Origin of the sequence: Rhizobium sp. J15 (assembly GCF_002531825.1) — a bacterium.
Classification (GTDB): Bacteria; Pseudomonadota; Alphaproteobacteria; order Rhizobiales; family Rhizobiaceae; genus Rhizobium.
Window position 1 is genome coordinate 231,479 of the sequence record NZ_NWSX01000003.1, and the last position, 19,521, is coordinate 250,999.

16 protein-coding genes are annotated in these 19,521 nt (G+C 61.5%); 6 read left to right on the top strand and 10 right to left on the bottom strand.

Annotated elements, in window-relative coordinates; translation table 11 throughout:
- Positions 1-126: 126 nt before the first annotated feature.
- Both CO670_RS04740 and CO670_RS04745 read left to right on the top strand, forming a co-directional pair.
- Positions 127-1,167: a GH25 family lysozyme gene (locus CO670_RS04740; RefSeq protein ID WP_097589188.1), complete on the top strand. Its 1,041-nt coding sequence runs from the start codon at positions 127-129 to the stop codon at positions 1,165-1,167.
- A gap of 151 nt (positions 1,168-1,318) precedes the next feature.
- Positions 1,319-1,621 (top strand): flagellar basal body rod C-terminal domain-containing protein, encoded by a 303-nt coding sequence (locus CO670_RS04745; RefSeq protein WP_097589189.1) that lies wholly within the window; start codon positions 1,319-1,321, stop codon positions 1,619-1,621.
- 62 nt (positions 1,622-1,683) lie between these two features.
- On the opposite strand, the gene sufA is transcribed toward CO670_RS04745, so the two are convergent.
- The 7 genes from sufA to CO670_RS04780 form a co-directional block, all read right to left on the bottom strand.
- The gene (sufA, locus tag CO670_RS04750; protein ID WP_097589190.1) at positions 1,684-2,076 is read right to left on the bottom strand and encodes a Fe-S cluster assembly scaffold SufA; all 393 of its coding nucleotides are present in this window, start codon (positions 2,074-2,076) and stop codon (positions 1,684-1,686) included.
- Between the two features lie 92 nt (positions 2,077-2,168).
- On the bottom strand, positions 2,169-2,549 hold the full coding sequence (locus tag CO670_RS04755) for an SUF system Fe-S cluster assembly protein (protein ID WP_016554095.1): 381 nt from the start codon (positions 2,547-2,549) through the stop codon (positions 2,169-2,171).
- Positions 2,550-2,561: 12 nt separating this feature from the next.
- A complete protein-coding gene (locus CO670_RS04760) occupies positions 2,562-3,803 on the bottom strand; it encodes a cysteine desulfurase (RefSeq protein ID WP_097589191.1) in 1,242 nt (413 codons plus the stop codon).
- 13 nt (positions 3,804-3,816) lie between these two features.
- A complete protein-coding gene (sufD, locus tag CO670_RS04765) occupies positions 3,817-5,091 on the bottom strand; it encodes a Fe-S cluster assembly protein SufD (protein WP_097589192.1) in 1,275 nt (424 codons plus the stop codon).
- 25 nt (positions 5,092-5,116) lie between these two features.
- The gene (sufC, locus tag CO670_RS04770) at positions 5,117-5,872 is read right to left on the bottom strand and encodes a Fe-S cluster assembly ATPase SufC (RefSeq protein WP_097589193.1); all 756 of its coding nucleotides are present in this window, start codon (positions 5,870-5,872) and stop codon (positions 5,117-5,119) included.
- Positions 5,873-6,167: 295 nt separating this feature from the next.
- Positions 6,168-7,637, bottom strand: a complete 1,470-nt coding sequence (gene sufB / locus CO670_RS04775) for a Fe-S cluster assembly protein SufB (RefSeq protein ID WP_097589194.1) — start codon at positions 7,635-7,637, stop codon at positions 6,168-6,170.
- Between the two features lie 167 nt (positions 7,638-7,804).
- A complete protein-coding gene (locus CO670_RS04780) occupies positions 7,805-8,971 on the bottom strand; it encodes a cysteine desulfurase family protein (RefSeq protein WP_097589195.1) in 1,167 nt (388 codons plus the stop codon).
- A gap of 218 nt (positions 8,972-9,189) precedes the next feature.
- Between CO670_RS04780 and CO670_RS04785 the strand changes: the two genes are divergently transcribed.
- Together CO670_RS04785 and CO670_RS04790 are read left to right on the top strand one after the other, a co-directional pair.
- Positions 9,190-9,867 carry an alpha/beta hydrolase gene (locus tag CO670_RS04785; protein WP_088674274.1) on the top strand — a complete coding sequence of 226 codons (678 nt, stop codon included), beginning with the start codon at positions 9,190-9,192 and terminating at the stop codon, positions 9,865-9,867.
- Positions 9,868-10,010: 143 nt separating this feature from the next.
- Positions 10,011-11,177 carry an acyltransferase gene (locus CO670_RS04790; RefSeq protein ID WP_097589196.1) on the top strand — a complete coding sequence of 389 codons (1,167 nt, stop codon included), beginning with the start codon at positions 10,011-10,013 and terminating at the stop codon, positions 11,175-11,177.
- 27 nt (positions 11,178-11,204) lie between these two features.
- Here CO670_RS04790 and CO670_RS04795 read toward each other — a convergent pair whose 3' ends face one another.
- Complete coding sequence (locus CO670_RS04795; RefSeq protein ID WP_097589197.1) at positions 11,205-12,323, bottom strand: anhydro-N-acetylmuramic acid kinase; 1,119 nt, start codon at positions 12,321-12,323, stop codon at positions 11,205-11,207.
- A gap of 128 nt (positions 12,324-12,451) precedes the next feature.
- Between CO670_RS04795 and tyrS the strand changes: the two genes are divergently transcribed.
- Positions 12,452-13,708, top strand: coding sequence for a tyrosine--tRNA ligase (gene tyrS, locus CO670_RS04800; RefSeq protein ID WP_097589198.1), 1,257 nt, complete (start codon positions 12,452-12,454; stop codon positions 13,706-13,708).
- 79 nt (positions 13,709-13,787) lie between these two features.
- Here tyrS and CO670_RS04805 read toward each other — a convergent pair whose 3' ends face one another.
- Positions 13,788-14,072 (bottom strand): hypothetical protein, encoded by a 285-nt coding sequence (locus CO670_RS04805; protein WP_097589199.1) that lies wholly within the window; start codon positions 14,070-14,072, stop codon positions 13,788-13,790.
- A gap of 171 nt (positions 14,073-14,243) precedes the next feature.
- Between CO670_RS04805 and CO670_RS04810 the strand changes: the two genes are divergently transcribed.
- On the top strand, positions 14,244-15,905 hold the full coding sequence (locus tag CO670_RS04810) for an alpha-amylase family protein (protein WP_097589200.1): 1,662 nt from the start codon (positions 14,244-14,246) through the stop codon (positions 15,903-15,905).
- Positions 15,906-16,028: 123 nt separating this feature from the next.
- Here CO670_RS04810 and CO670_RS04815 read toward each other — a convergent pair whose 3' ends face one another.
- Positions 16,029-19,433, bottom strand: coding sequence for a DUF3971 domain-containing protein (locus CO670_RS04815; RefSeq protein WP_097589201.1), 3,405 nt, complete (start codon positions 19,431-19,433; stop codon positions 16,029-16,031).
- Positions 19,434-19,521 lie beyond the last annotated feature (88 nt).

Here is a 19,521-nt window from a genome sequence, read left to right on the forward strand (position 1 = left end):
GCCCGTTTCGGGGCATAGGGTTCAAATTTAACCTTTCTTAGCAAGTCTCTGTTAGCAATTCGAAATGGGCGGTTTCCATTCATCATGGATGTTGCCGCTGATCTCTGTTTTGCGTGCGGGTTCTTTATGCGTCCATCGGCTGTGCCAGCAATTCTCCTCGCCACCCTGATCCTTTCGGGATGCGCCGCCAGTTCCGGCGCCGAAGATGTGCTCACGCCTGTGGCGTCGACGGAAACGACCAATGCGATCACTAAGCCCAGCGGCCCGATCCCGGCTGCTGCCGTGGGTGATACCGCCCCACAGGCAAGCGCGCCGCAGCAGGCGCTGAGCTGGACAGGGCCGGTTCCGGAGCCGCAGGCGCTGGTGCCCGCGGAACGGCCGGTCGGCATGCCCATGCCGACGGAAAGACCCGTCGCGATGCTCATGCCCGACAATCCGGCAATCGATCCCGGTATCGGCACGAAATCGCCATCGCGTGGACGGATCTACGGCCATCGTTTCCGCGACGCCAAGCCGATCAACTTCGGCAGAACCTCGCCGAGAAATCTGGCCGTGCACGGCGTCGACGTATCGCGCTGGCAGGGTGAGATCGACTGGGAAACGCTGCGAAAGCAAGGCGCGAACTTCGTCTACATCAAGGCGACGGACGGTGGTGATCACCTCGACCCCATGTTCAGGAAGAACTGGCGTCGCGCCAAGGAAGCCGGCCTGAAACATGGCGCCTATCACTTCTTCTACTGGTGCCGGACAGCCGGCGAACAGGCTGACTGGTTCATCCGCAACGTGCCGAGAGAAGCAAACGCGCTTCCGCCCGTCATCGACGTCGAATGGAACGGCGAATCGAGCTGCAAGCGGCGTATTTCGCCCGCCCGCGTCCGGGAAAAGATGCAGGTGTTCATGGACAAGCTGGAGCGCCACTACGGCCAGCGCCCGATCATCTACACGGCGCCGGACTTCTACCGCGACAATTTGAAGGGCCAGATGCTCGACTATCCCTTCTGGCTGCGCTCGGTCGCAGCCCACCCCTCCAAGGTCTATCCGGGCCGCAAGTGGGTCTTCTGGCAGTATTCCGGTTCGGGTCTTTCCGACGGCGTCGACGGCAAGATCGATCTCAATGTCTTCAACGGCAGCGAAAGCGACTGGCACGACTGGGTGGCGTCGCGATAGCAGACCGGTCACGGCCCCGCCTTCCTGTCTCAGTCCGGAACAGGTGGGCAGTGTGATCTCCGTGGCCGTAGATCTTTGCTAACGCAACGCCTTCAGCATTCCCTAAACCATTGCAGGTACAAGCATTCCATTAAGATCTGGGGAACCGTTGATGAGCGTATCTGGGATCACCAACATTGCTCTTTCGGGAATGCGTGCGCAGACGACGCGGATCGGCGCGATCGCCAGCAATGTTGCAAACAGCAGCACGCCCGACTATGGCAGACTGAACACCAGCCTCACCTCCACCGAGCCCGGCGTTCGCGCCACCGTTGAAGCGACGCCATCGGACGTCGACCTCGCCACCGAGCTGACAGATATGCTCCAGGCCGAGCAGAGCTACAAGGCGAACGCCGTGGTCTTCGAAACCGGTGCCGACCTTTGGGAAATGCTGATGAGCATCAAGCGCGACTGAGCGCGCGCTCCTAAGAGAGGTCGCGCCCTAGCTCGGCCGAAATTTTCCGCAGTCGCGATTGTTTAGGAATGCGCCGGTTCGCTCTGGCGCTGCGCGGCAAGGGCCGCAAGATCGGCGGGCTTCAGTTCCACGGATTCGCCGCAGCCGCAGGCTGATGTCTGGTTCGGATTGGTGAAGGTGAAGCCGGATCGGAGCGTCGTCTGCTCGAAGCCCATTTCTGTGCCGAGCAGATAGAGCACGGCCGAGGGCTCGACCCAGACCCTGGCGCCGTCGCGCTCGATGAGATCGTCCTTGCCATTAGGTTCGGTCACCAGGTCGATGGTATATTCCATCCCGGCGCAACCGCCCTTCTTGATGCCGACACGAACGCCCTTGGCCTCCGGTCCAGAGTTTTCGACGATCGCCTTCACGCGGTTTGCGGCGGCCTCAGTCATGCTCATCACTGCAAAGCCCATCGGCTTTTTCTCCTTCCGCAACCGGGGTCAAGATCCGGCGCTTCGTGATTCAAAATGTAGTCGCCCGAGGTAAACGGATCAATAGCAGCGCATCAATACCAGCCGACGGCGACCTGCGCCTCTTCGGACATGCGGTCCGGCGTCCACGGCGGATCGAAGGTCATTTCGACCTCGACACCGGACACGCCTTCGACCGCGCCGACGGCATTTTCGACCCAGCCGGGCATCTCGCCGGCCACCGGGCAGCCGGGGGCGGTCAGCGTCATCATGATCTTCACCATCCGGTCGTCCTCGATGTCGATCTTGTAGATCAGACCGAGTTCGAAGATGTCGGCCGGGATTTCGGGATCGTAGACGGTTTTCAGCGCGCTGATGACGTCGTCGCTCAACCGCGCCAGTTCATCGGCCGGGATGCTGGAGTGCACGATGCCCTCGCGCACGTCGATCTTCTGTTCGCTTTCGTCCAGGCTCATTAAGGACACTCCTCAGGCAAAGAACTTGCGCGCATATTCCAGCGCATCGGCCAGCGCATCGACCTCGGCGCGGGTATTGTACATGCCGAAGGATGCACGGCATGTGGAGGTGACGCCGAAGCGTTTCAAGAGCGGCATGGCGCAATGCGTGCCGGCGCGCACAGCCACACCCTGCCGATCGATTACCATCGAGACGTCATGGGCATGAATGCCTGCGAGTTCGAAGGAAAAGATGCTTCCCTTGTCGGGCGCCGTCCCGAACATCCGCAGCGAGTTCACCGATCTGAGGCGCTCGGCGGCATAGGCCGCAAGATCGGCCTCATGGCGGGCGATCGCTTCCCGGCCGATCTTCTCCATGTAGTCGAGGGCGTAACCCAGCCCGATCGCCTGCACGATCGGCGGCGTGCCGGCTTCGAAGCGATGCGGCGGATCATTATAGGTGACTGCATCTTCGGCAACTTCGAAGATCATCTCGCCGCCGCCCTGGAAGGGGCGCATTTGCGAAAGCCGTTCCTTCTTGCCGTAGAGCACGCCGATGCCGGACGGACCGTAGAGCTTGTGGCCGGTCATCACATACCAGTCGCAATCGATGTCCTGCACGTCGACCGGCAGGTGCACGGCGCCCTGGCTGCCGTCGATCAGCACGGGAATGCCGCGCTCATGCGCGATGCGGCAGACCTCCTTGACGGGAACGATCGTGCCGAGCGCATTCGACATATGGGTGATGGCGACGAGCTTGGTACGCTCCGTCAGGCTCTTCTCGAAATCCTCGATATGGAAGGCGCCCTCGTCGTCGACGGGCACCCAGACCAGCTTGGCGCCTTGCCGCTCGCGTATGAAATGCCAGGGTACGATGTTGGAGTGGTGCTCCATGATCGTCAGGACGATCTCGTCGCCCTCGCCAATCTTCGGCATGCCCCAGCCATAGGCGACGGTATTGATCGCCTCCGTCGAATTCTTGGTGAAGACGATGTCGTTGACAGAAGGGGCGTTCAGGAAGCGGCGCACCTTCTCGCGCGCCGCCTCATAGGCATCCGTCGCCGCGTTGGAGAGATAGTGCAGCCCGCGATGCACATTGGCGTACTCATGCGAATAGGCATGCGAGATGGCGTCGATCACCACCTGCGGCTTCTGCGCCGATGCGCCATTGTCGAGATAGACCAGCGGCTTGCCATGCACCTTTTCCGCAAGGATCGGGAAATCCCGGCGGATGGCTTCGACGTCGTATTGTGTGGCCGGTGCTATCTTGTCCATGGCGGATATCCGATCAGGCGTGCTTTTCGAGCCAGGCCGAGATCACGCCTTCCAGCGCCTCGACCAGGGCTTCGTCTTCCAGTTCCTCGACGATCTCGGCGACGAAGGCATTGACGAGCATCGCCCGCGCCTTGTTCTCCGGAATGCCGCGGGCCATCAGGTAATAGAGATGGTTGGCGTCGATATCGGTCACCGTCGCGCCGTGGCCGCACTGTACGTCGTCTGCGAAGATCTCGAGCTCCGGCTTGACCGAAAACTCGGCATCGTCGGACATCAGTAGCGTATTGCAGGCCATCTTGGCATCAGTCTTCTGGGCATCGGGCGCGACCCGAATCATGCCCTGGAAAACACCCTTGGCGCGGTCGAAGACGACGTTGCGGATCACTTCCGTCGAGCCGGTATGCGGCACATCGTGGCCGAGCACCATCGTCACGTCGGTATGGCTCTCTGCTCCGAGCAGGTTGATGCCGCGCAATGTCAGATCGGCGCCCTCGCCCGTCACCTTGATGTGCAGCTCCTGGCGCACCAGCTTGCCGCCGGCATTGATGACGAACAGGCGAAGCTTGGCATTGGCGCCGAGATCGACGCGGATCTGGCCGAGATGCGTATCGTCGGCTCCCTGCTGCTGCAGGATGATCCAGGTCAGCTCTGCGCCCTCGCCGACCGTGATGTCACTGATGTGGGACACGAAAGCGGCATCGCTGGTCACCGCGCGGTGACGCTCGATGGCGGTTGCCTTGACGCCGGCCCCGAAGGAAACCGGAAGGCGCGTATGCGTCTGGCCGCCGGCATGGACGAACTGGATTTCAAGCGGGGCTTCGAGCTCGGTGTCGGCAGGCACGTCGACGACATAGCCGTCACGCACGAAGCTGCCGTTGATGCGGCCGATGGCATCGTCGTTGCCGAGCGCATCGAGGCTCTCCGCGGCAGAGCCGTTGAGCAGATGTTCGGAATAGGCCGAAACGCCGAGATCGCCGGCGACCGCCTTCTCATCGGAACGGCCCTGGATGACGGCCAGGACCGTGGAACCGGCAACAAGCGGCTCGAGCGCGCTGGAGCCGGCATCACCGGCCTGCGCCGGCAGGCTGCGCAGCAGGTTCTTCAGGTCGGTATAGTGCCAGGCTTCGATGCGGCGCGTCGGCAGGCCGGCCTGCTTCAGGTCGTCGAGAAGCCGGTCGCGCAGTGCGGTCACCGCGCCATTGCCCGGCAGGTCACCGATCTGATGGTTGAAGGCCTCGATCAGCGCCGCTTCGGCCGCGGTCAGGCGGCTCGTCGTCTGCATGTTCATGGACGTCGTCCTTTCCACCCGAAACTCAGGCCGCCGCGCCGATGATGTCGGCGTAGCCATTGGCTTCCAGTTCATGGGCCAGCGTCTTGTCGCCCGACTTGATCACCTGGCCCTTATAGAGAACGTGGACGGTATCGGGCACGATATAGTCGAGCAGGCGCTGATAATGGGTGATGACGACGACGGCGCGGTCGGGCGAACGCAGTGCGTTGACGCCGTCGGCAACGATCTTCAGCGCGTCGATGTCGAGGCCGGAATCGGTTTCGTCGAGCACGCAGAGCTTCGGCTCGAGCAGCGCCATCTGCAGGATCTCGGCGCGCTTCTTCTCGCCGCCGGAGAAGCCGACGTTGAGCGGACGCTTCAGCATCTCGGTGTTGATCTGCAGCTTGCCGGCAGCATCCTTGACGCGGCGCATGAAGTCCGGCGTCGTCAGCTCGTCCTCGCCACGCGCCTTGCGCTGCTCGTTCATCGCCACCTTGAGGAACTGCATGGTGGCGACCCCCGGGATTTCGACCGGGTACTGGAAGGCAAGGAAAATGCCCTTGGCGGCGCGCTCGGCCGGATCGAGCTCGAGAATGCTCTCGCCGTTGTAGAGGATGTCGCCTTCAGTCACTTCGTAATCTTCACGGCCGGACAGCACATAGGAGAGCGTCGACTTGCCGGAGCCGTTCGGCCCCATGATGGCGGCAACTTCACCGGCCTTCACCGTCAGGTTCAGACCACGGATGATTTCGGTGCCGTCTTCGGCGATACGGGCATGAAGGTTTCTGATTTCAAGCATTTCGTTCTTCCTGTTCATACAACGGCTTCAAGTGCCGCCCAATCGACCGTTCGCACCGGTCTCGATCCGTCATCCTCGGGCTTGTCCCGAGGATCTAAGCCCTCAGTTGTAATCGCTCCACTCCCGCCTATTCGGATGCGGTCGATAGACATTCTCAATTTTATCAATCCGCTCGTGACGCCTGTGTAGATCACATCCCGCGGTTTATCGGACATCATATAGACGAAACCAGTCATCCTTGTCCTCTGACCGCGGCAGATCCTCGGGACAAGCCCGAGGATGACGGAGACCGCGTTTAGCCGACACTCCCCTCAAGCGAAATGCTGATCAGCTTCTGCGCCTCGACGGCAAATTCCATCGGCAGTTCCTGCAGCACTTCCTTGACGAAACCATTGACGATGAGCGCGATCGCCGCTTCTGTCGGGATGCCGCGCTGCAGGCAGTAGAACAGCTGGTCCTCGGAGATCTTCGAGGTCGTCGCTTCGTGCTCGAACTGCGCCGTCGAATTCTTCGCCTCGATATAGGGCACGGTATGGGCGCCGCACTTGTCGCCGATCAAGAGCGAATCGCACTGCGTGAAGTTGCGCGCGTTCGACGCCTTGCGGTGGGCCGAGACCTGGCCGCGATAGGTGTTGTTGGAAACACCGGCGGCAATGCCCTTGGAGACGATGCGGCTCGACGTATTCTTGCCGAGGTGGATCATCTTTGTGCCGCTGTCGATCTGCTGATGGCCGTTGGACACGGCGATCGAATAGAACTCGCCGCGGCTATCGTCGCCGCGCAGGATGCAGGACGGGTACTTCCAGGTGATCGCCGAGCCGGTTTCGACCTGCGTCCAGGAGATCTTCGAGCGGTTGCCGCGGCAATCGCCGCGCTTGGTGACGAAGTTGTAGATGCCGCCCTTGCCTTCCTTATCGCCCGGATACCAATTCTGGACGGTGGAATACTTGATCTCGGCATCATCGAGCGCAACCAGTTCGACCACGGCGGCATGAAGCTGGTTTTCGTCGCGCTGCGGCGCCGTGCAGCCTTCGAGATAGGAGACGTAGGCGCCCTCTTCCGCGATGATCAGCGTGCGCTCGAATTGGCCCGTGTTCTTCTCGTTGATGCGGAAATAGGTGGAAAGCTCCATCGGGCAGCGCACGCCCTTCGGCACGAAGACGAAGGAGCCGTCGGTGAAGACAGCCGAGTTCAGCGTGGCATAATAATTGTCCGAGGTCGGTACGACCGAACCGAGATATTTCCGGACGAGATCGGGATATTCGCGGATGGCTTCCGAAATCGACATGAAGATCACGCCGGCCTTCTTCAGCTCCGCCTTGAAGGTGGTGACGACCGAAACGCTGTCGAAGACGGCGTCGACGGCGATCTTCGGCTTCTCGACGCCGGCCAGGATTTCCTGTTCGCGCAGCGGAATGCCGAGCTTGTCATAGACCTTGAGCAGTTCCGGATCGACTTCGCCGAGCGATTTCGGACCGGGCGTGCTCTTCGGCGCGGCATAATAGTGGATGTCGTTGAAATCGATCTTCGGATAATTGACGCGCGCCCAGGTCGGCTCTTCGAGCGTCAGCCAGCGCCGATAGGCCTCCAGACGCCATTCCAGCATCCATTCCGGCTCCTGTTTCTTGGCCGAAATGAAGCGGATGATATCCTCGGACAGGCCCTTCGGCGCCTTGTCCATTTCGATGACGGTCTCGAAACCGTATTTGTACTGGTCCACATCGATCAGGCGGACCTGGTCGATCGTTTCCTGCACGGCAGCCATTTCATTCTCCAATCTCGCCGGATACAAGGTCCGGCAGCTTGTAGCGCATGGGCAATTGTCTTGCCCTTCACGTCGGGCAATTCCTTGCCCTGATGTAAGAGGCCAAAAGGGACTTTTCAGCCCGATTGGCAAGCGGAAATTTGCATTTCCGCAAGTTTATGATGCGGTCAGGCCGCCTCGCCCGCCGACCTGCGCCGGCAGGCGATCTTCGCAAAAGCGGCAATCGCCCTGTCTACGTCCTCTTCCGTGGTCGAGAAGCCGAGCGAGATGCGCAGTGCGCCGAGCTTGGCGTCACGGCCCATCGCCGTCAGCACATGGCTTTCGCCGAGCCGTCCCGATGAGCAGGCCGAACCGGCCGAAAGCGCCACACCTTCGAGATCGAAAGCGATCTGTCCGGTCTCCGCCTTCAATCCCGGAAGGGTAAAGAAGATCGTATTGGCGACACGCTCGCCACCCTCGCCATGGATGATCACGTCGCTAGCATGCCCCCGCATGCCGGCCTCCAGCCGCTCGCGCAGCGCGCCGATGGCCGCATTGCGCGTCTCCAGTTCGCTCGCGGCCGTTTCCGCCGCGGCGCCGAAGCCGATCAGCGCCAGCGAATTCTGTGTCCCCGAGCGGTGACCGCGCTCCTGTCCGCCGCCCTGGATCAGCGGCCGCGGCATCAGCGCCTCGCCACGCGCAATCAGCGCACCGGCGCCCTTCGGCCCGCCGATCTTGTGCGAGGAGACGATCATGAAGTCGGCGCCGATCCTGTTGATGTCGAGCGCGATCCGGCCGGCCGCCTGCACGGCGTCGACTACGAAGAGCCCGCCATGGGCATGCACGATCTTTGCTGCCGCCTCGACCGGCTGGACGATGCCCGTCTCGTTATTGACGAGCATGACGGCGACCATCGGCAGGCCGGCGGCTTTGTCATGGGCAGCGAGCAGGCGGTCAAGCGCGTCGAGATCGACGATGCCGGCTCCCGTCACCGGAATCTCGGTCATCTTCTCCTTAGGGAAGCGGCCGCCCTCGCGCACGGCGGGATGTTCGATCGCCGAAAAATAGAGATGGCCAAGCTGAAGCGGCGTACGGCCCATGCGGAAATCCGGCGTCAGCACCAGATTGGCGGCTTCGGTCGCGCCGCTGGTGAATACCACATTGGCGGCATCGGTACCGGCCAGTGCCGCCACCTTGCGTCGTGCACCCTCGATGGCGGCGCGGGCGGCGCGCCCCTCTCCATGTACGCTGTTCGGATTGCCAAACACGTCGATGGCGCGCATGATCGCCTCGCGCGCTGCAGGGTGCAGCGGCGCTGTGGCATTCCAGTCGAGATAAAGGCGTGGCGGCGCCATGATCTTCAGTCCTGCGCTTGACGAGCTTGCTTCAGCGGCCGCGGTTCATTTTTCTTGAAATTTCCGCCGGGCTTGCCTTATGACACGTTCCACGAAGCCGTGGATCGCCATGCAAGTTTCGAATTGTTCTAAACTGCGTTTTAGAAAAGCTGACAACGTTAGTCAAGTCATGTTGTCGTCCAACGCAGCGCGAACGCGAAATAAAACCCGGAGTACCAATGCCCGAAGTTATTTTCAACGGCCCTGCCGGCCGTCTTGAAGGCCGCTACCAGCCCTCCAAGGAAAAAAGCGCGCCGATAGCGCTCATCCTGCATCCGCATCCGCAGTTCGGCGGCACGATGAACAACCAGATCGTCTACCAGCTCTTCTATATGTTCCAGAAGCGCGGGTTCACGACGCTGCGCTTCAACTTCCGGGGCATCGGCCGCAGCCAGGGCGAATTCGATCATGGCGCCGGCGAACTGTCCGATGCCGCCTCCGCGCTTGACTGGGTGCAGAGCCTGCATCCGGATTCCAAAACGTGCTGGGTCGCCGGTTATTCCTTCGGCGCCTGGATCGGCATGCAGCTTCTGATGCGCCGGCCGGAGATCGAGGGCTTCATGTCGATCGCACCGCAGCCGAATACCTATGACTTCTCCTTCCTGGCGCCCTGCCCCTCCTCCGGCCTGATCATCAACGGCGAGGCCGACAAGGTGGCGCCGGAAAAGGACGTCAACGGCCTTGTCGAGAAGCTGAAGACCCAGAAGGGCATCCTGATCACCCACCGGACCGTCTCCAACGCCAACCACTTCTTCAACGGTCAGGTGGAGACGCTGATGGGCGAATGCGAGGACTATCTCGACCGCCGCCTCAACGGCGAGCTGGTGCCGGAACCGGCGGCCAAGCGAATCCGCTAAACCACAAGGCGAACGCAGCGCCTCTTGCGGAGGGGATCCTGCCCAGCCGGGTGTCTTGTGCCGAAACAGATCACTTACCGTGTTGCAATATATATTGCAGTGCGGTAGGTTCCTCGCGATCCAAACAGAAGCGAGGTCCGTAAATGACCAAGTCGTTCGGGGAAGTCCTGGATAAGTACAAGGGCATCGGTCCGGGATTTGATTTTCTTCGAATAGGGCTCGCCTTTTCTATCGTATTGACCCATTCGTTTTTGCTGACCGGGAATAATGACTTCATCAGAGGGTCGGTATTCTGGTTTACCGAATACGCTCTTGTTCCGATGTTCTTCGCATTGAGCGGATTCCTGATCGCCGGCAGCGCGCAACGCCTGAGCCTGCGGAACTTCCTGATCAATCGCGGATTGCGCATCGTCCCGGCCCTTGCCGTCGATATCGTCGTCTGTTCGCTGATCATCGGGCCGATCGTCACGGTCGTCTACCACGCCGATTATTTTACCGATCCGCGGTTTTTCAAATATTTCCTGAACATCGTCGGCTGGATCCATTACGAGCTACCGGGCGTCTTCCAGGATAATCCGAGCCAGCGCGTCAACGGCGCTTTGTGGACGGTCCCTTGGGAGATCTTCTGCTACATCATCATGTCGTTCCTGATGATCACCGCGATCGTCAAGACGCGCTACAAGCTGCTCGCCGTGCTGATCGGGTATATTTTCATCGGCCTTGTCGTGCAGAAGATGCCATATCTGTTCCCAGGTTCGATCAAGCCGGTCGCCCGCTTCCTCTTCATGAGCCGCGGCTCGCAGCTGATAACGGCATTCCTGATGGGTATCGCCGTCTTTCAGTTCAGGGCGGTCATTCCGCATTCCCGTTGGCTGTTTGGCGCCGCCTGCCTCGTCTGCCTCGTCGCCATCTTCACTCTCGACGGCCGGGCGACGGAGTCGGTGATCAACCGGCCCATCGTCATCAGCGCCCTTGTCTATATGACCGTTTTCATCGGCCTGTCGGAAGTTCCGATCCCCGCCTTCTTCAGGAAAGGCGATTATTCCTACGGTGTCTATCTCTACCATGACCCGTTCCTGCAGATTTGGATCAGCGCCTTCCCGTCGGTCTTCCTGTTTCCGAAATACGGTGCGCTGGCGCTCTATGCCGTCGGCCTGCCATCGGCGCTCGCCGTCGCGGTGCTGTCCTGGCATTTCATCGAGAAGCCGATCCTCGGCCTTCGCAAGAAGTTCTCGTTCATCGCCCAGGTCAGAGGCGTCGAGGACGGCAATCAGGGCGGGCGCGTTCGGCCGCTTGCGGTCAAGAGTTAGACGCTCACGCCGCGTTTCAGGTAGCCGTTATGGCTTTGCCAGTATTCCGCCGCTGACAGGAGCAGCAACTCCTGTCGTGCCGGGAAACGTCAATGGCAGCCCGTCCAGCGAGCGGACGGCGAGGTAGGCCCAGGCCTCGGCCTCCATCGCATCACCGTCGAAGCCCGCCTCCTCGGCGGTCAGCACGCGCGATCCCAGCCCTTCGGCCATGGCCGAGAACTCCGCCATCAGCGTGCGGTTCAGCCGCCCGCCGCCGCAGACGATATAGATCGACGGGGTCTCGGGCAGGAAACCGGCCGATTTGATGATCGAGGCGGCCGCGACATGCGCGAGCGTCCGGGCGCCGTCTTCAAGGCTCGCTTCGCCCTGACGAAGCGGTGCGAAATCGCCTCGGTCGAGCGAGCGGCGAACATTGCCACGGAAGAACGGGCTTTCCAAATAGCGCTCCGCAAGCGCGGCGATGACCTTGCCGCGTCCGCCGATTTCGCCGCCGGGATCGAAGATTTTGCCGGTCTGCATCTCCACCCACTGGTCGATCAGCGTATTGCCCGGCCCGCTGTCGAAGGCCGATATCCGGCCGTCCGTGCCGATAAAGGTCAGATTGGAGATGCCGCCGATATTGACGAAGCACACCGCTTGTCCGGCCTGCTGGAGTTTGCCCGCAAGCGCTGCGTGATATGCCGGCACCAGCGGGGCGCCCTGCCCGCCATGCGCCATGTCCTTGGCGCGCATGTCGTAGACCACCGATATGCCCGTTCGGCGCGCCAGTTCCCGGCCGTCGCCGATCTGGATCGTCAGCCCCTCGTCGGGCCGGTGAAGCACGGTCTGGCCATGAAAGCCCAAAACATCGACGGCATCGGCGGAGAGCCCGAAATGCTTCAGAAATGCCGTAACGGCATCTGCATGACGTAAAGTCAGTTCAAGTTCGATCTCGCGCAGCTCGGCCGGCCGTTCGTTTCGATCGTTCAGCGGACGAGCCAGTTCCAGCGCCTGCTTGAGCCGGTCGCGAAAAGCCGCGTCGTAAGGCACGCCCAGGAACGGCCCGCGTTCGATGAAGCCGCGGCCGTCGGTTCTGATCAGCGCGACGTCGATTCCGTCCATCGACGTGCCGCTCATCAGCCCGATCGCAGTCCTGATGACATCCATGAGGCTTGCCTCCCATGCGATTCCCGGATGCACTTTCGTAAAAACAGTGCTAAACGCGCCGCGACAGATCAACAACAACGAAGTTGCGCCAACCCATGGGGCCGCGCAGACACCAAGAGACGAAAGCCATGTCCGAGTTCAAGTCCGATTTCCTCCGCACGCTGAAAGAGCGCGGCTTCATTCATCAGATCTCTGATGAAAGCGGCCTCGACGACCTCTTCGCCAAGGAAACCGTGACGGCCTATATCGGCTACGACCCGACGGCATCGAGCCTCCACGTCGGTCATCTCACCCAGATCATGATGCTGCACTGGCTGCAGGCGACGGGCCACCGCCCGATTTCGCTGATGGGCGGCGGCACCGGCATGGTCGGCGACCCTTCCTTCAAGGAGGAGGCCCGCAAGCTGATGACGGTCGAGACGATCGAGCAGAATATCGCCTCGATCAAGAGCTGCTTCTCGAACTATCTCGATTACGAAAAGCCCGGCAATGCGGCGTTGATGATCAATAATGCCGAATGGCTGCGTTCGTTGAATTACCTGGAGTTCCTGCGCGATGTCGGCCGCCATTTCTCGGTCAACCGCATGCTGTCCTTCGACAGCGTGAAGACGCGCCTGGATCGCGAGCAGTCGCTGTCCTTCCTGGAATTCAACTACATGATCCTCCAGGCTTACGATTTCGTCGAGCTTGCCAAGCGCTACGATTGCCGTCTGCAGATGGGCGGTTCGGACCAATGGGGCAATATCGTCAACGGCATCGATCTCGGTCACCGCATGGGGACGCCGCAGCTTTATGCGCTCACCTCGCCGCTGCTGACGACCTCGTCCGGCGCCAAGATGGGCAAGTCGGCGTCCGGTGCTGTCTGGCTGAATGCCGACCTGCTGCCCGTCTATGACTTCTGGCAGTATTGGCGCAACACCGAGGACGCCGATGTGCCGCGCTTCCTCAAGCTCTTCACCACGCTGCCGATGGACGAAATCGCCCGTCTTTCGGCAATCGGCGGCTCGGAGCTGAACGAAGTCAAGAAGATCCTGGCGACCGAAGTCACCGCGATCCTGCACGGCCGCCCGGCCGCCGAGCAGGCCGCGGAAACGGCGCGCAAGACCTTCGAGGAAGGTGGGCTCTCCGAAAACCTACCTTCGGTCGATATTCCGGCCACGGAACTGGATGGCGGCATCGGCCTGCTCTCGCTGATGGTCCGCGCCGGTCTTGCCGGTTCGAACGGCGAAGCCCGCCGCCATGTCCAGGGCGGCGCCGTGCGTATCAACGACCAGGCGGTCAGCGACGAACGCCGCCTGATCGGCAGCGGCGAAATCACCGCCGACGGCGTCATCAAGCTCTCGCTCGGCAAGAAGAAGCACATCCTGATCCGCCGCGCGGCCTAAAAACGCCGTAGCAAGCCGAAACTCGCCAACGCGCCGCTCCCACCCGGGGGTGGCGCGTTTGCACGACCAGCCAAAGCAATCACTGTGCTCCCCGCTGATAGGTCAGATCGTTTCGCTGGTCTTCGCGCAGCAGGCGGCTCGGCGGATCGATCCCCGGCGCAGGCGTCACCCGTGACCACCAGCTGATCGAGAAGATCGGCGCGGTTACCGTCGCATCGAGCGGAACCATCAGCATGTGGTCGGAACGGATGCCCTCCGACGGCTTCAGCCGACCAACCTTGTCAGCCGAATAGGAAGCCTGGTGACCGATTGCGACGGCGATCACGGCGGCCGATGCGAAAGAGACTGTCCGGGCGCACAGCATGGCATTCTCCGTCGGCCCTCTATTCAGGCCGAAACTCCACCTTACATCAGGATACGCTAAAACGTTCCGGCGTCGATGACGAAATTGCCGGCTGCCAGCCGCGGCGCTTTGCCGTTTCGGAACCTTTTCCGCCCGCCGGGATTTGCGACCAGATGGATTTGGAGCGCCGGCATGATCAACGACCTCTGGTATAAGAACGCCGTCATCTATTGCCTGTCTGTGGAGACCTTCATGGATGCCAACGGCGACGGCGTGGGCGACTTCCAGGGGCTGATGCGCCGTCTCGATTATCTCTCCGGCCTCGGCGTGACGGCGATCTGGCTCATGCCCTTTCAGGCTTCCCCCGGTCGCGACGACGGTTACGACGTCTCCGATTATTACAACGTCGATCCGCGCTACGGCACGCTCGGCGATTTCGTCGAATTCACCCATGGCGCCAAGCAGCGCGGCATCCGGGTGCTGATCGACCTGGTCATCAATCACACATCCAAGGACCATCCATGGTTTCAGGACGCCAGAAGCGATCCGCAGTCGCGCTATCGTGACTGGTATGTCTGGTCGGAGAAAAAGCCGGCGAATGCGGATCAGGGCATGGTCTTTCCCGGTGTACAGAAGACCACCTGGACCTATGACGAGAAAGCCAAAGCCTACTATTTCCACCGCTTTTACGATCACCAGCCCGATCTCAACACCTCCAATCCCGAGGTGCAGGCGGAAATCCTGAAGATCATGGGATTCTGGATCCAGCTCGGCGTCTCGGGCTTCCGCATGGATGCCGCGCCCTTCATCATTGCGACGAAAGGCGCGGATGTGACCAGACCGGTCGAGCAGTTCGACATGCTCAGGAAATTCCGCGAATTCCTCCAATGGCGCCTGGGCGATTCCATCGTGCTGGCGGAGGCCAATATCCTGCCGAAGGATAATTTCGAATATTTCGGGGACGATGGCGACCGCATGCAGATGATGTTCAATTTCCAGGTCAATCAGACGCTGTTCTATGCTCTCGCGACGGCCGATGCGCGGCCTTTGAAGAAGGCGATGGAGGCCACCAAGCCGCGCCCGGCGACTGCGCAGTGGGGCCTCTTTCTTCGTAACCACGATGAGCTGGATCTTGGCCGCCTGACGGACAAGCAGCGCGACGCGGTCTTTGCCGCATTCGGTGCAGAGAAGGACATGCAGCTTTATGACAGGGGCATTCGACGGCGCCTGGCGCCCATGCTCGGCGGCGACCGTCGCAAGATCGAAATGGCCTACAGCCTGCTGTTCTCGCTGCCCGGAACGCCGGTCATCCGCTACGGCGACGAAATCGGCATGGGCGATGATCTGTGCCTGCCGGAGCGCAATTGTGCCCGCACCCCGATGCAATGGTCGACGGAACCGGAAGGCGGCTTCACCAAAAGTGAAAAGCCCGTTTCGCCGGTCATCAAGGATGGTCCCTACGGCTTCGAGCATGTCAATGTCGCCGTCCAGCGGCGCGACCCGAACTCGCTGCTGAACTGGACGGAGCGGATGATCCGGATGCGCAAGGAGGCTCCCGAGATCGGCTGGGGCGATTTCTCAACGGTCGATACGGGGAACGACGGCGTGCTGGCGCTGCGCTATGACTGGCGCGGCAATTCGGTGCTGATCCTGCACAATCTGCATCCGCACCCGGCGGAGGTGACCTTCGATCCCGATGTCGGTGAACATGGCCGGCTTCTGATCGATATCGCCGACAGCGCGAGCAGCGAGGCAGACGAGAAAGGTCGTCATACCGTTGTGCTCGACGCCTATGGCTATCGCTGGTATCGGGTCGGCGGCCTCGACTATCTCCTCAGGCGGAAGGATATCTAGAGCATGATGCCGAAAAGTGTGAGCGGCTTTCGGACGACATCATGCTCTAACTCTTTAATTTAGAACAGGATTCAGATTTTAGGCCAACCGGGCCTAAAATCATCCTCTAAGTCGCGTCCTGCCTCACTGGAATTCGAAGATCTGACGGAACACGCCCGGCGCGATGATCGACAGCGGGTTGATCTGCAGGTTCGGCTGGTCGAACTTCCCGGTGAGCTTGAAGGTGATGCCGATCAGGCCGCGGTCGCTGCCGTTGCCGAGGATGACGCCGATCAGGGGCAGTTCGGCGAACAGGCGATTGAGGCCGTAGGCCGGCATGAAGGTGCCGGTCATGTCCATGTTGCCCTTGCGATCACGCACGATACCCTGGAAGGTCGCGCCGATCTGGTCGCCGCGCAGCACGCCGTTCTCGATGCCGATCATGCCGCCTCGCGAGACGATGCGTGCAAAGGCGCGCTGGAAGCGCTGCGATGACGTGTCGATATCGCGCTTCACCGCCTCGTTGAGGCTTCTTTGCTCATTCCCGACCGGCGTCGAGACGATCGAACGCAGGCGTTGTTCGTTGACGATCGAGAAGCGGCGCACGTCGAGCGAGCCGTCCCAGCCTCCCTGCGCTCCGAGCCGGATCGCAAGATTGAGAAGGCCGCCCTGCATGTGCTGGTAGAGATCGGCAAAACGCGATACTGCGCCGGCATCGCCGCTGGTGATGTTGATGACACCGCCGTCCTTCATCTGGCTTACCACGGCCTCGCCGCTGTCCGTGATGGCGGAAAAATTCAAGGCCTGCAGCTTGTCGCCACGCAGTGACACCAGTGCCTGGAAATTGCCGACCTTCTCGTCGTTGAAGCCGATGACATTCTTCAGCTTGGCGCGCACCGATACGGCAGTGTTGTCGCCATCGCCATCGCCATCTTCCTCGCTGTCCGAGCCTGATTTCAATCGCGCAATGACCGGGCGCGCGTCGGCGCTGTCGCCGGACACGGAGACGTCGAAATTGCCCTTGCTGCGTTTTACCGACAAGGCGAAATCGTCGAGCGAGGAGAGCCTGACGCTGTCGAAATCCGCGGAGATCAAGCCCGTCTTGCCGACGTTCAGCGATCCGCTGGCGCCGAAACCGTCACCCTTCAGCCGGAAATTCTTGATCTCGGTGTTCTCGGGCGGGCCGGACATTTCGAATTCGGCGGAGGCGGCGATGCCGCCGCCTTTCGACCAGCCGATCCAGGGCAGATCGAGCATCGATTTGGTGAGGTCGAGCTGAACGTTCTGCCGGTCATCGTCGATCCGCGTCAGCACCATCTTCAGATTGCCCCTGACGATATCGGAAAGTCCGGGCATCACCTTGCTGCGCTGGTCGTCGGAAAGCGTCGCCGTGATCACGCGCTGCCGCTCGACGCCGGAGGACGCCTCGACCGGCTCGGTCAGCTCGATATTGGCGGGAATGCCGTCGATCTCGCCCTTGGCGTCGAGTGTGATCGCCTTCGGATCGCCGTTCAGCACGCCGGTGACATTGCTGATCGTGCGGCCGGAAAACGGCTTGGCAAGATCGACGTCGGCGAGCTTCATGACGGCCTTCCATTCGGCCGGCGGCGGGTTTTGCGAGGATAGCAGCCCGAAATGCGCCTTCACGTTGGCGTCGATATGCCCCTTGAAATCGTCGGGCATGAAGCCGGCGCGCTGCAGAACCCGGATCGGCTTGTAGGTCAGGAGTTCGCCGATGGCGTCCGCCGCGCCCGATACCGCCAGATCGATATCGGCCATCAGCGGCTTGTCGTAGGCGGAAGGTATGACGAAGGTCCCCTGGCCGAGACCGACGGACCGGCCGGAAGGAAAATAGGACTTGCCGCTCTTGATGGAGACCGTCGCGACGGGGCCCGTCAGGTCGAAATGCGCTGCCGTGTCGCGCACCGGCGGAATGTCGCCGGCGACATTCATCCGCGTCCCCGCAATGTCGAAGCCGATGCGGATCTGGTTGGCGTCGAGCTTCAGTCCCTTGCCGCCGGCTGCCTCGTCCAGCCTGCCGAAAGGAATGAAGACAGAGATGGACGCGTCGGTGACGGTGCCGCCGAAAAGATTGCCGTGTACCCAGGTGCGCACCTTGGGCGCCATCCAGAACGGCCACAGCTGCTTGATGGCCGTCGTCTGCAATTGTGACGACTGACCGGCGAAGCTGATCTGCGGGGACTTGTCGCCGAGCTTTATATCAAGCGATCCGTAGAGCGCTCCGAGCGGGCTGGAGACGGTCATGTTGGGAAACTGGAATTCACGGACGGCGACCATATAACGCCCGGTCGCCTGGATATCGAAGGAAAGCGGCTGTTCGCCGGATGCGCCGGGTGCTGCCGTGCCGCCGCTGATGAGCAGGTCGATGCCGAAGCCTTTGCCGGCCTGCGGGTCGAGCTTGTCGAGATCGATGAGGGCGCCGTTGATGGGAAGCGTGGTCGCGCCGAACCGCGCGTTCGACTTGGCGATCTCGATCGTCTGCTTGGTGAAGTCGTAGACGAGGTTGATTTGCCCGCCCGAAAGCTCCTGGGCATCGCCGTCCGCATAGATCAGGCCGGGATCGATGTCGATCGTCGCCGCAAGCGCCGGCTGCACGCCTTCGCGCGCCCGGCTGGCCGACACCGTCAGGTCGGCAAAGCTGTTGAGCCCTTGCCGTATCGCTCCCTGATCGTTGCGTTTGAGCGTGAAGGGCGTGAGGTCGGCATGTTTCAGCGTCGCCACCACCTTCGATACGTGGCCGTCCTCCTTTTCGGCCAGCACGTCGAGTTCCGCCACCTCGCCATTGAGCGCGACCTCCCCGCTCAATTGCAGCGAGGACGGGCCGGCATGGGCAAAGACGAGATTGTCGACGACGAGCGAAAGCGGGCCGTTGGCGGTGTCGGCGAGCTTGATGTCGATCCCCGAGATGCGCACGGAACTCGTCGAACCGCGCGTCACGATGCTATCGAACATGTCGAATTGCGAGAAGATCCTTTCCATTGCCGCCGGCATGGCGTCGATGCGCAGATCATCGAGCTTGACGGGATTGCCCGAGGGCAGAAGCGCGGTATCGAGGGCGATATCCTCGGCCTCGATATCCGTGACGGCGATACGGCCCCGGAAAAGCTGCAGCGGATCGAGCCCCAGCCGCACGGAACCCGTCGTCGACACGTGCTGGCCGCTCTGCTGGTCGATCATGTTGACATCGCGCGCTTCCAGCGCCAGCCGAAGGCCCGAGGTGAAGCGGATAACGGTGGAGCCGACCTCGGCACGGTAGCGCGGCCCGGCAGCGCCGTTCAGCGCCGCCTGCGCCTGCTGCGACAGCGGTTTGTCGAACATGCCGCTTTCGACGGTGAAGACGATGGCCGCGAAAATAAGGAGAATCAGTCCGAGAAATACCGACGTCAGCTTGACCGTGCGCCGCATCGGCGAGCGCGGCGGCGGGCAATGGACGATGATCGGATCCTCGGCCTGGGCGGACGGCAAGCGGTCCAGCGCAACGATATCCTTCTTGCGAAACGTGACCTTTTCGCCGCGGATGGCTGACATGCGCCCTCGGGCTCTCCCTTGATTTGAAGAATTGAACCCGGCCATGCTGGACGGGTTTCCGTCCAATATATAATTCGGGGAGAGAGTG